At 69.2% G+C, this 12307-nt stretch carries 11 protein-coding genes; 5 read left to right on the top strand and 6 right to left on the bottom strand.

Annotated features, from left to right (window positions below; genetic code table 11):
- Window positions 1-237: 237 nt before the first annotated feature.
- The 3 genes from AC1Z3O_RS21475 to AC1Z3O_RS21465 all read left to right on the top strand — a co-directional run bounded on the left by AC1Z3O_RS21475 (window position 238) and on the right by AC1Z3O_RS21465 (window position 3598).
- Entirely contained in the window at window positions 238-1734 is a 1497-nt protein-coding gene (locus AC1Z3O_RS21475; protein WP_483517910.1) for an amidase, read from the top strand.
- A 42-nt stretch (window positions 1735-1776) separates the two neighbouring features.
- Window positions 1777-3090, top strand: coding sequence for an MFS transporter (locus AC1Z3O_RS21470; protein ID WP_483517909.1), 1314 nt, complete (start codon window positions 1777-1779; stop codon window positions 3088-3090).
- A 76-nt stretch (window positions 3091-3166) separates the two neighbouring features.
- On the top strand, window positions 3167-3598 hold the full coding sequence (locus AC1Z3O_RS21465) for a hypothetical protein (protein ID WP_483517908.1): 432 nt from the start codon (window positions 3167-3169) through the stop codon (window positions 3596-3598).
- A 100-nt stretch (window positions 3599-3698) separates the two neighbouring features.
- Here AC1Z3O_RS21465 and AC1Z3O_RS21460 read toward each other — a convergent pair whose 3' ends face one another.
- A complete protein-coding gene (locus AC1Z3O_RS21460; RefSeq protein ID WP_483517907.1) occupies window positions 3699-4694 on the bottom strand; it encodes a Bug family tripartite tricarboxylate transporter substrate binding protein in 996 nt (331 codons plus the stop codon).
- Between the two features lie 294 nt (window positions 4695-4988).
- Between AC1Z3O_RS21460 and AC1Z3O_RS21455 the strand changes: the two genes are divergently transcribed.
- Window positions 4989-6287: an MASE1 domain-containing protein gene (locus tag AC1Z3O_RS21455; RefSeq protein WP_483517906.1), complete on the top strand. Its 1299-nt coding sequence runs from the start codon at window positions 4989-4991 to the stop codon at window positions 6285-6287.
- Complete coding sequence (locus AC1Z3O_RS21450) at window positions 6284-7486, top strand: alpha/beta fold hydrolase (protein WP_483517905.1); 1203 nt, start codon at window positions 6284-6286, stop codon at window positions 7484-7486. Before AC1Z3O_RS21455 ends, AC1Z3O_RS21450 begins: the two co-directional genes overlap by 4 nt.
- A gap of 75 nt (window positions 7487-7561) precedes the next feature.
- Here AC1Z3O_RS21450 and AC1Z3O_RS21445 read toward each other — a convergent pair whose 3' ends face one another.
- The 5 genes from AC1Z3O_RS21445 to AC1Z3O_RS21425 all read right to left on the bottom strand — a co-directional run bounded on the left by AC1Z3O_RS21445 (window position 7562) and on the right by AC1Z3O_RS21425 (window position 12280).
- Window positions 7562-8326, bottom strand: a complete 765-nt coding sequence (locus AC1Z3O_RS21445; RefSeq protein ID WP_483517904.1) for a YoaK family protein — start codon at window positions 8324-8326, stop codon at window positions 7562-7564.
- A gap of 116 nt (window positions 8327-8442) precedes the next feature.
- On the bottom strand, window positions 8443-9591 hold the full coding sequence (locus AC1Z3O_RS21440; protein WP_483521895.1) for a porin: 1149 nt from the start codon (window positions 9589-9591) through the stop codon (window positions 8443-8445).
- A gap of 18 nt (window positions 9592-9609) precedes the next feature.
- Entirely contained in the window at window positions 9610-9927 is a 318-nt protein-coding gene (locus AC1Z3O_RS21435; protein ID WP_483517903.1) for a DUF1427 family protein, read from the bottom strand.
- Window positions 9928-9961: 34 nt separating this feature from the next.
- Window positions 9962-10396 carry a DoxX family protein gene (locus AC1Z3O_RS21430; RefSeq protein WP_483517902.1) on the bottom strand — a complete coding sequence of 145 codons (435 nt, stop codon included), beginning with the start codon at window positions 10394-10396 and terminating at the stop codon, window positions 9962-9964.
- Window positions 10397-10411: 15 nt separating this feature from the next.
- A complete protein-coding gene (locus AC1Z3O_RS21425; RefSeq protein WP_483517901.1) occupies window positions 10412-12280 on the bottom strand; it encodes an amidohydrolase in 1869 nt (622 codons plus the stop codon).
- Window positions 12281-12307 lie beyond the last annotated feature (27 nt).

The following is a 12307-nucleotide window of genomic DNA, read 5'->3' as shown; positions in this document are numbered from 1 at the left end:
ATTTCCCTTGCGAGGACGTTCCCTGTGGCACTCATATCAATGCCCCAAAACAGCGCGGGATAACGCAAGAATCAGCCAAATATACGCTGCATTGCACCAAAACTGGCCGATTGCAGCCCTCCGGAAATTTGCCTTGCGATCCGGCTGCCTAAGAATATAGTATACCGATTCGTATCCCACAGCCCCCAGGCGCTTGGCCCTTGTACAGGCCGAGCGCCAACAACGATGGAGCGAATCGTGACCCGGCAAGACGACGACGCCTTGCAGTTGGACACCCGCTTCCTGCCGGCATGGCAGGCAGCGGCCTTGCTGGAGAAGGGCGAAACCAGCGCCAGGGAACTGGTGGATTGCTGCGCGGCGGCCTACTGCGAAGGTCACGCCAGCATCAACGCCCTGGTGCTGGCAGATTTCGATGCCGCCCGTGCCGCCGCCGCCCAGAGCGACGCCCGCCGCTCCCGCGGGCAGCCCCTAGGGCCGCTCGACGGCGTCCCCTTTTCAATCAAGGAATCCTTCGACGTGGCCGGCTGGCCGACCACTTGCGGCAATCCGGCCCATCTCGGCAATGTCGCCGGCGCCGACGCCGCGGTGGTCGAGCGACTGCGGGCCGCCGGCGCGGTACTGCTGGGCAAGACCAATGTGCCCATCGCCCTGCGCGACTGGCAGAGCTACAACGCCATCTACGGCACCACCCGCAATCCACGCGACATTGCGCGCACGCCCGGCGGCTCCTCGGGCGGGAGCGCGGCCGCAGTCTGCGCCGGCATGAGCTTCTTCGACGTCGGCTCGGACATCGGCTCGTCACTGCGCAATCCCGCCCACTACTGCGGCGTGTTCTCGCACAAGAGCAGCCATGGCCTGATCCCGCTGCGCGGCCACGGCATCGGCGCGCCGCACTATGGCGAGCAGGAGATCAATGTCGCCGGCCCGGTCGCGCGCAGCCCGCGCGACCTGGAGTTGGTGCTGCGGGCCCTGGCCGGGCCGGACGGCGAGCAGGCTTCGGCCTGGCGGCTGGAGCTGCCCGCTTGTGACAAGCGCACCCTGGCGGAATTCCGCGTGGCGGTGCTGCCCACGCATGCGCTGGCCGAGGCCGACGCCGAGGTCCGCAGCGAAATCGAGCGGCTGGGCCGCTGGTTGGAGGCGCAGGGCGCGCGCGTGGACTGGGACCGCCGTCCTGACTTCGATGCCGCAGAACTTTGGCACACCTATGTGCTGATGCTGCGCGCCACCACCTCGGTCCATATGGACGAAGCTGGCTTCGACGCCTTGCTGGCCCGCGCGGCGCAAGCCACACCCGGCTCGCACGACTACGCCACGCTGCAATACACCGGCGCAGCCATCCGCCATCGCGAATGGCTGCAGCTCCAGCAGAAGCGCGCCCGCTTCGCCGACGGCTGGCGGCGCTTTTTCCACGACTACGATGTGCTGTTGTGCCCCGCGGCGGTCACCACCGCCTTTGCGCTCGATGAGCGCGGCGAGCCTTGGCAGCGCACGCTGCAAGTCAACGGCCAGGCACAGCCGCTGACCGACCAGCTGTTCTGGGCCGGGCACTCCGGCCTGTGCGGCCTGCCCTCGACTGTAGCGCCCATCGGGCCCGGCCTGAGCGGCCTGCCCGTCGGCGTGCAGATCGTCGCCGCCCGCCATGCCGACCTGACTTCGCTGCGCTTTGCCCAGTTGCTGGAGCAGGCGGGCTTCTCTTTCCGGCCACCGCCGGCTCTTCCCCACTCGGTGCAATAAGACAGGGCACCGCCCCCACCCGTACTCGTAGAAGGAGCGAACATGCTGGACTGGTTCCGGGATCTATCACGCATGGAGCGCAAGGGTTTTTATGGCGCGTTCCTCGGGCATGCGGTCGATGTGTTCGACTTCATGATCTATTCCTTTCTGATCTCGACGCTGATCGCCCAGTGGGGCATGAGCAAGTCGACGGCTGGCGCCATCGTCACCTGGACGCTGGTGTCTTCGCTGGTGGGCGCCATCGGCGCGGGCATCCTGGCCGACCGCTACGGACGCGTGCGCGTGCTGCGCTGGACCATCGTGCTGTTCTGCGTGTCCTGCTTCCTGTGCGGCCTGGCCAACAGCCCCGAGCAACTGATGGCCTTCCGCATGCTGCAGGGCCTGGGCTTCGGCGGCGAGTCCTCGCTATGCATGGTGCTGGTGACCGAACTGATCCGCAATCCGGCGCACCGCGGCAAGTACTCCGGCTTCACCGCGAGCAGCTACTCCTTCGGCTGGGGCGCGGCGGCCATCGCTTATGCGATCGCCTTCAGCGTGCTGCCGCCCGAGACGGCGTGGCGGGCCTGCTTCTTCATCGGCATCCTGCCCGCGCTGGTCGTGATCTATATGCGCCGCAACCTGCAAGAGCCGGAGGTCTTCGTCAAGAGCCGTGCCGAGACCGGTGCTGGACCCTCCGCGCTTGGCCAGCTCGCGCGGCTGGGCGCGCGGCCGCTGCTGGGCAAGACGGTGCTGTGCAGCCTGCTGTCGGGCGGCATGCTGGGTGCCTACTATGCCATCGCGACCTGGCTGCCCACTTTCCTGAAGACCGAGCGCGGCTTGTCGGTGTTCGGCACCAGTTCCTACCTGGCGGTGACCATCGCCGGCTCGCTGGTCGGCTACGTGGCCGGCTCCTATGCATCGGACCGCTGGGGCCGCCGCCTGACTTACGTGGCCTTCGCCGCCGGCGCGCTGGTCATGGCAATGGTCTATATGGTGATCCCGGTTTCCAACGGCTCGATGCTGCTGCTCGGCTTTCCGCTGGGCGTGCTGATGCAGGGCGTGTTCGCCGGCATCGGCGCCACCATCTCCGAGTCCTACCCGAATGACATCCGCGCCACCGGCTATGGCGTGTCGTACAACATCGGCCGTGTGATCGGCTCGCTGTTCCCGCTGACGGTCGGCTGGCTCAGCAGCGGCCGCACCTCGCTGCCGGTGGCCATCGCCATCGTGGCCGGCGCCGGCTATGCCATGGTGGTGGGCGCCGCCCTGCTGCTGCCCGAAACGCGCGGCATGGATCTGGACCAGGCCGGCGGCAGCGGCGGAGAGGACGACGAACTTGCACCGACGCTGTCGCCGGCGGTGGGCAAAGCCGCATAGGATTGCCGCGCGGCGCTTGCCAGCCGCATGGGCGCGGACTACGCTTCGGCGGGGATCATGCCCCGCCGGAGGAACCATGCCCGCCGCCCACCCTCGCCTGCTCACTCCTCCGGCGCTGCTGGCCGGCCTTACCCTGTGCGCGTTGGCCGGCTGCTCCAGCCTGCAGGACAACGTCATGCAGCAAGCCCTCGATACCTGGCGGACGGCACCGATCGAAGAGGCGAAGGCACAGTGGGGACCGCCGCAGGCGGTCCAGGCGGCCCCTGACGGCACCGCCTACCTCTGGGTCGAGGAAGTACCGGGTGCCCGGCCGCCCGGCAGCGGCCCGAACGACGCGCGCGCCCCCACCGATCCGCCGATCGTCATCCCCAACGGCCACTGCCAGCGCCGCCTGATCACGGGCCCCGACGGCCGCGTATTCCGCGCGGACTGGAGCGGCGATGCCTGTTGCGTCACCACCGCCTTTGGCTACTGCGCCAACTTGCCGCGCCGTACGCCCCCCGGCTGAGACAGCTGTGGGGCCTGACACCGATTGGGCACTGCGCGACGGCCGCCTGCCCGCCTGAGGCAACGGCCGGGCGGCAGCCCGTAGCCGGCGCGTCGCCCGCTCAGTCGATCGTCGCGCCGGAGGCCTTGACTGCCTGGCCCCAACGCTTCTGCTCCATCTCGATGGACCTCGCGAAGGCTTCCGGTCCCTGCCAGGCGGCCTCGGCACCCTGCACCTCCAGCTTGGCGCGGGTATCCGGATCCTTCAGCACCGCTTCCAGCGCACCGGAGAGCCTGGCGACCACCTCCTTGGGCGTGCCCGCCGGCGCCAGCATGCCGTAGAAGCCGACCACCTCGAAGTTCTTGAGGCCCTCTTCCTCCATGGTCGGCACATTGGGCAGCGCCGGCGAGCGGTGACGAGAGGTGACGGCCAGGGCGCGCACCTTGCCACCCTTGATAAAACCAGTGAACAGCGGCACAGAATCGGCCATCATCTGTGCCTGGCCGCCCATGACGTCAGTCAGCGCCGGCGCGCTGCCCTTGTAGGGGACGTGCGTCATCTCGGTGCCCGTGGCCTGCATGAACATTTCCGGCATCAGGTGCGAGATGCCGCCGTTGCCGCCCGAGGCAAAGTTGAGCTTGCCGGGGTTGGCCTTGGCGTAGGCGACGAACTCCTTCACGTTGCGCGCCGGCACGTTGTTGTTGACCACCATCACCAGCGGGATCAGTGCCGTTCGCGCCACCGGGGCGAAGTCGCGCGGCATGGCGTAGCCCAGCTTGGGATAGAGTGAGTTGTTGATCGCCATCTGGCCGGTGTTGGCCAGCAGCAGCGTATAGCCATCGGGCGCGGACTTGGCGACCATGTCGGCGCCGATGTTGCCGGCCGCACCGGCCTTGTAGTCGATCACGACGGTCTGGCCCAGCAGCGGCTGCAGCTTCTCGGCCAGGAGGCGCGCATGGGTGTCGACCGGGCCACCCGGCGGGAAGCCGACGACTACTCGGATCGGCTTGTCCGGCCAGGCTGCCGCAGCGGGGCCTGCCACCAGCGTGGTGACAGCCAGCAGTGCTGCCGCGGCAAGGCGGCAGGAAAATCCGCGGCGTGTGATCGTGTTGTGCATGGTCTCCTCTCTCCTTCGAATCGGTCGAATGTGGCGCGCCGCCCGGATGTCCGCAGCGGGCGCGGCACCCTTAATTGTGACGTTTTTATGACAACTGACAATGCCTGACCTGTCACCCGGGGATGTGCGAACCCGCCTTAGCCGCTTATCATCCCTTTCCGACCCCGGGGCAGGCCGGGTCAGCCGCTGGAACGGCTGGCGCGTTTTCCCACGGCGGGCGCAGGCCACCACGGCCGGGCCCGGACCGGCCGTGCACGGCGCGCCGCCGGGGCCGAAGCCAAGGAATCTCACACTGTGAAACCAACGAATCAAGCTGCAAGCCTGCTGCTCTGGGCGGCGCTCTATGCCTTTGGCGGCTACGCTTCGCACCAGCTCAACGGGCCCTTCGATGCCGCCGGCTATATCTGGCTGCCGGCCGGCGTCACCATGGCCGCCTTCATGCTCACGCCGACGCGGCGCTGGCTGCCGGTCGGGCTGGCCTTCTTCGTCGCGCAGATGGCATTGGGCTGGGTGGAGGGCCGCAACGCCTTCCGCATGGTGCTGTTCTCGGCCGACGAGATCGGCACGGCCGCGCTCGCCGTGGCCCTGGTGCGCCTGACCCATTTCTCGCTCGAAGGCGTGGCCTTCGTGCGCGGCCTGCTGCTTGCCGGCATCATCTCCAGCACGGTCGGCGCGGCGATCGGGGCGGCCTGGTTCGCCATCTATATGGACGTGCCGTTCTGGCACACGGCCCGCGTCTGGGCCATCGCCGACCTGGTCGGGGTACTGATCGTCACCCCGGTCTTCGCCGGCTGGTCGCGCTTTCGCGCGATGCGCTCGGGCGGACAGGACCGCGCCGACTTCCTGTTCGGGCTGGCAGCCTTCGTGGCACTGGTGCTGACCACCTTCGTCATCTTCGACGGCAGGACCAGCGCGCACCTGCCGCAGGGCATCGCCTTCGCGCTGACCTATTTCCCGCTGTTCTTCGCCGCCATGGTCACACTGCTGTGGGGCGGGCGCGGCGGCTCGATGGCCGTGGCCTTCCTGGCCGTGTTCGTGCTGCTCAACACCGGCCAGGGCGAAGGCCCCTTCGCCGAAACCGCATTGCACCGCGGCCGCTCGCTGCTGGAAGCGCAGATCTACCTCGCGGTGGCCGCGCTGCTGACGCTGCTGATCAGCACGCTGCGTACCAGCCGCGAGCAGTTGCACGAGCAGTCCGCGCGGCGCCAGAACGACGTGGCGCTGGCGCTGGCCGCCAGCGGCCAGCTCGTCTACTGCCTCGATCCGCACACCGGCCGCCTGCGCTGGAGCGGGGACACGCAGCGTGCGTTCGGCCTCGCCGAGCAGGACCTCGCCGACCTCGACACCGTGCTCGCCCTAGTCCACCCGGACGACCGCGCCAGGGTACGCAGACGCTGGCTCGAGGAGAGCGACGGCGACACGCGCGCCGACCTGCGCTTCCGGCTGCTGCTGCCGACGGGCGCCACCACCACCGTGGTGGACATGAGCGGACCGCTGCTCGACGGCGACGAATCGGTCGCCGTGATCGCCGGGGCCTGGCGCCTGGAGGCTGCGCAGCCGGAGCAAGCCGGCACGGAGCGCGACGCGGCATGACTCCGACCCCGGGCGCCGGCACCGGCGCCCTGCTTATCCACGGACTCGGCGGCACGCAATTCGACCTGGGCCCGATGCACAAGGCACTGCGCCGCGCCGGTGTGCAGACGCACGCGGTCACGTTGCCAGGCCACGGCGGCCAGCCGGAAGACCTGGTGCCGGTGCTGGCCGAGGACTGGCTCGACACCGTGCTGCAGGCGTATGACGAGCTGGCCGGCCAGTACGAGACCTTCCACGTGATGGGCATGTGCCTGGGCGGACTGCTGGCGGCGGCGCTGTGCGAGCGGCGCCAGCACCGCAAGGGCAAGCTGGTCACGCTGGCCGCGCCGGTCTATATCGACGGCTGGTCGACGCCCTGGTACCGCTTCCTGCGCTACCCGGTCTACCGCATCCCCGGCCTGCCCGCGCGCATGCGGGTGGAAGAGGACGAACCCTACGGCATCAAGAACGACCTGGTGCGCGCCATCGTCAAGGCCAAGTTCGAGCGCGGCGACAACTTCCACTACCGTTGGGTGCCGCTGGCCTGCGTCCGGCAAGTGGACCGCCTGCGCGGCTGGGTGCTGCGCGGCGCGCACCGCATCGCCTGTCCCACGCTGTCCATGCACGCGCGCGAAGATGAGCTGACCAGCCTGAAATCGCTCGACTTCCTGGGCCGGGCGATACCGCAGATACAGACCGTGGTGCTGGAGAACAGCTACCACATGATCTGCGTGGACAACGACCGCGAGCAGGTGGTCAGCGGGGTGCTGGATTTCTTCGGCCTGCAGCCGGACACCGCCTCGCCGCGCGCACGCCGGCAGGCGCGTGCGGCGGTCGAGGTGCCCATGGACGCCGAGGCCGTGCGCACGCTGGTCGACGACTACCTGCACGCGCTGACGCAAGGCCACCAGGAATCGCTGTTCCCCCTGCTCGCGCCCGACGTGCAGTGGCGCCACCATGACAGCCTGCTGCTCAATGGCAGCTTCGACGACCGCGACGCGGTCATCGCCATGTTCGCCCAGGCACACGCTCTGGCCGGCGATACCCTGCACATCGAAGTGACCGCGCCACCGCGCATCGATGGCCAGCGCGTGGAAGTCGATCTGGCGGTGTCGGCTGTCCGCGATGGCCGGCCGATGGCGAACGGTGGCACCCAGACCCTGCAGCTGCGCAACGGGCGTATCGCCGCCGTCGACTACCGCCGCCAGGCCGGCGCCTGATCGGCGCCTGATTCGGCACCCCAGCGCCGCAGGGCTGCGGGACCACGCGCCGGGCGGACCGGAGGGCAGCCGCCGCTAGGACTGGCCCCGGGCCACCGCGCCGCGCCACAGGTACAGGTCGACCACCACTAGCAGCGCCAGCGGCACCAGCAGGCTCCACATGGACCAGCCAGCGTGCACGAGCGCGCCGAGCACCGCGCCCGCCGCGAATGCGCCCACGGCCGGCGCCATCTTGGCGAGCCGCGCCTGGATGTCGACGCGCCGCGCGCCCTCCGCGAAGGGCAGGTCGACCAGGTCGATCACCACCTGCGTCGTATTGCCGGTCATGATGGTGGTCGGCCCCAGCCGGGCCAGCACGGTCCTCGACAACGCGTTCTGGATGCCCATTGCGGCCACGCCGAGCAGGCCGGCGGCCAGCGCCGCGGGCGCGCCCGGATCGAGCGGCGCGGCATGCAGCCCGGCGGCCATGAAACCCAGCAGCAGCAGGCACTGGACGAGCAGCAAGGGCGGCACGGGCGCGCGCCCCGAGCGGATCAGGCCCGCCTCGGCGAGGCGCGTGGCGGCCACGGAGACGATGAAGACTGGCAGCGCCAGCAGCTTGACGAGCAGGCCGTGGGGCGTTCCCGCCAGCCCGACACCGATCATGATGAAGTTGCCGGTCACGTGCGCAGTGAACAGGCCGGACAGCGCAATGAAGCCGACCACGTCCACATAGCCGGCGACGAAGGCGAAGAGGCAGCCCAGGACGATGTCGAGGCGGGGCGTGCCCGCCACCTTGTCCGCCTCGGCCTTGGTACCCGCGCCGGCCTCCCGGGCCGCGCCAGACGGCGCCGGACTCAAGGCCGCCCTCCAGGCTGGCCGGTGGGTTGAAGCGACACGCTCAGGGCTTCCATATTCTTCCTCTCTTCTCTTGTGCCGGCTCTTCCCGCGGCATGCGGGGCGCGCTACGCGCGGACCTAGAAGTTGTGCCGCATGCCGAGCGCGAATACTTGCGGATCGGCCCCGGCCTTTACGCCCGCGGGGTTGATCGCGAAGTCGTAGATTGCATTGCTGTGGTTGTTGATTCGGCTGTAGTAAGCGTAGAGCCCGGTGCGCTTGGACAGCGGATAGTCGTAGCCCACCGTGAGCTGCCACGCACCGGTGCCCGGGCCGCTGCGGAAGAAGCCGACCGTCTCGGTGGCGTTGCCGGTGCCGTTGCCCACCCAGCCCAGCCCGGCGCGGATGCTGCCCGTGCCGACCTGCTGCACCACCGAGACATAGGCGCCGTTGCGCTCCAGGTCGCCGGTAGCGGTGCGGTAGTGCAGGTGCTCATACAGGGCGCTCAGGCGCGTAGCGGAAAACTGGTAGGACACGCCGAACTTGATCGCATCGTCATTGCGGCCCGCCGTCTGGTAGTGCTGGTGGACTTCATAGGCCAGCGCCACACCAAGCGCACCGCGGTTATAGGCGGCGGCCATCGAGTACAGCGCCGGGTTGCGCGGCACCGTCAGCTTCTCCTCCGGCAGGCCATAGCCGAGCGAGGCGGAGAAACCGCCCCAGACCGGCGACTGATACTGCAGGATGTTCTTCTGGCGCCGGTCGAAGGAACTGGTGTTCTGCACGTTGTCGGTGGTCGCGGCGGCGCCGTTGCCGAGCAGCGCCATGTAGCCGGCGGTGGTCGGGTAGTAGGGGTCGTAGCCCCTGGTCGAGGCTGTGTAGGGCGTGTCCCAGTTGCCCATGAAGACCATGCCGTAGGGACTGTCCAGGCCGAGGCGCGTATCGCGCGCGGCGATCTGGCCGGCGCCGGTGTCGAGCGACAGGGTGCTCTCGATCTGCCACACCGCCTTGAGCCCGTAGCCGAGCGCCTCCTCGCCGCGCAGGCCGAAGACGGAGCGGTAGCTGGAAATCCGCCCTGCGTCGCCGAGCTTGCTGCCATCGCTGGCGGTGCTGACGGTGACATATTCGAGCGCGGTGTTCAGGCGCCCATACACGGTAACTTCGGACTGCGCGTGCGCCGGCGCGGCGGCTGCAGTGAGAGACGTCAGGAACGCGGCGAGGCAAAGACGCCGGCGGGAACGGACACCGCTTCGCCGCGCGTCGCGGCGCCGCCTGAGCCTGGACTGCATGAACAGCACATTCTGCATTCAGCCTCCTCTTTCACCATCGCCTGCGACGCCCGGAGGGACCGGCGCGTCCTGCGCCGCCCTGCCGACCGCCGCAGCCTCTCCCGCCCCGGGCGGCGCGCCTGTGATCCTGGGCACGCACTCGCCGCGGAACCAGGCGACGCTGACCGGCTCGCCCGCCAGCATGCGCTTGACCGGCGGCACCGCCTGCTCGCCGATCAGCATGCCCAACAGCCCCAGCAAGGCGATGGCCGGCGGCGCCGGCGAGCGCACCTGCAGCAGCGCATAGATGATGCCGACGAGCACGCCCGCGGCCAGCGATACGATATAGACCTTCATGGTGATGTGTCCAGATGTCCAGGGTTCCGGGAGGTCAGGGTTCCTCGCTCCGGCCCCGGCGCAGGAGGTCATGCCAGGCCACCAGCAGGAAGCCGCCGACCAGCCCGAGGTGCTCGAAGAAGGCGTTGGCCTGCATGAACTGCTCGGCGGGCGGGGCCGCCCAGAAGCGGTTGGCCAGGAAGGTGGCCATCAGCGTGAAGGCCGCCAGCGCCAGCGCGCCGAGCCAACGATAGAACCCGGTCAGGATCAGCAGCGAGGCGCCCAGTTCCAGCGCGATCACGGCCGCCGCCAGCGGTGCGGCTGGCGCCAGCCCGAAGTGCTGCATCTCCTGCACGGCGCTGCCGAAGTCGGTGAGCTTGACCAGCCCGCCTTGCAGGTAGGCGGCGCACAGCAGCAGCAAGGCCAGCCAGTGCAGCCAGCGCGGCAGGCGGCGGCCCGCGCCGGCCCGGTCCAGAGTGGTGTCCGCCATGGTGCAGCTCCGTCGTCAGAATGCCCAGCACGAGCAGCCGAGCGCGCCCCAGAAGCCACGCGCGTCGGAGGTCGGCACATTGGCGGCCAGCGCCGAGGTGTGTGCATGGCCGTGCACGCCGCAGGCGCTGGCGCAGCCGCAGGCGGCGCTGCGCGCCAGCGCTGCCTTGGCCTGCGGCCTCGGCTGGTAGCCGCCCTTGTGGCGCACCGGCGACCAGTCCGGCATGGCCGGCGGCACCACCGGCGCCAGCGGCCCGAAGTCCCCTTCGCCGTAGACGACCTTGCCGCCCAGCAGCGTCATCACCGAGGTGATGTCCTGGATTTCGTCGCCTGGCACCGCGAAGTAGTCGGCCGACAGCACCGCCAGGTCGGCCAGCTGGCCAACGGCGATGCGCCCCTTCTTGCCCTCCTCCGACGAGAACCAGGTATTGGCCTCGGTCCACAGCCGCAGCGCGGTCTCGCGGTCGAGCAGGTTGGCCTGCGGGTACATCGACAGCCCGCCCACCGTCTTGCCGGTGGTCAGCCAGTACAGCGAGACCCAGGGGTTGTACGAGGCCACCCGCGTGGCATCGGTGCCTGCCCCAACCTTGACGCCACGCTCGAGCATGCGCTTGATCGGCGGCGTCGCCTCGGCCGCGCGCGCGCCATAGCGCTCGACGAAGTACTCGCCCTGGTAGGCCATGCGGTGCTGCACGGCAATGCCGCCGCCCAGCGCCGCGATGCGGTCGATATTGCGGTCGCTGATGGTCTCGGCGTGGTCGAAGAACCAGTGCAGGCCGTCGAAGGGGATGTCACGCGCCACCTTCTCGTAGACGTCGAGCGCGCGCGAGATGGTCTCGTCGTAGGTGGCATGCAGGCGCCACGGCCAGCGCTTTTCGGCCAGCAGCCGGATCACCGGCTCGAGGTCGGCCTCCATCGACGGCGGCATGTCGGGGCGCTCGACGCGGAAGTCCTCGAAGTCGGCCGCCGAGTAGACCAGCATCTCGCCAGCGCCGTTGTGCCGGTACAGGTCATCGCCCTGCCCCGGCTTGACCTGGCCCGCCCAGCTGCGGAAGTCGTTGAGCTCTTCCTTGGGCTTCTGCGTGAACAGGTTGTAGGCCAGGCGCACCGTGAGCTGGCCTTCCTTGTGCAGTTCCTCGATGATCTGATAGTCGTCGGGGTAGTTCTGGTAGCCGCCGCCCGCGTCGATCACGCCGGTCACGCCCAGGCGGTTCACCTCGCGCATGAAATGGCGCGTCGAGTTCTTCTGGTACTCCGGCGGCAGCTTCGGCCCCTTGGCCAGCGTGGCGTAGAGGATGGTCGCGTTGGGCTTGGCCAGCAGCAGGCCGGTCGGATTTCCGCTGCTGTCGCGGACGATCTCGCCGCCCGGCGGATTCTGCGTGTCCTTCGTATAGCCCACCGCACGCAGCGCCGCCCCGTTGAGGATGGCGCGGTCATACAGGTGTAGGATGAAAACCGGCGTGTCGGGCGCTGCCGCGTTCAGTTCCTCGATGGTGGGCAGCCGCTTTTCCGCGAACTGGTGCTCAGTGAACCCGCCCACCACCCGCACCCACTGCGGCGCGGGTGTGCGCGCCACCTGCTCCCTGAGCATGCGCATGGCATCGGCAAGCGAGCGCACGCCGTCCCAGCGCAGCTCCATGTTGTAGTTCAGCCCGCCGCGGATGATGTGCATATGGCTGTCGATCAGCCCGGGAATCGCACGCCGGCCGCCCAGGTCGATCACCTTGGTGGCGGCGCCGGCCGTGCGCATGATGTCGTCGCGGGTGCCGACGGCGGCGAAGCGGCCGTCGCGGATGGCGACGGCGTCAGCCTGCGGATTGGCGGGATCGAGAGTGGCGAACTTGCCGTTGGTGAGGATCAGGTCCGGCGGCGTCGATGTGTTCATGGCGAATGTCCTGGTGGCGCCCGCGGT

Source organism: Cupriavidus sp. 09_S30 (assembly GCF_056930435.1).
Note: the sequence above shows the minus strand (reverse complement) of the source record. Positions and strands in the feature narration are given on the sequence as shown.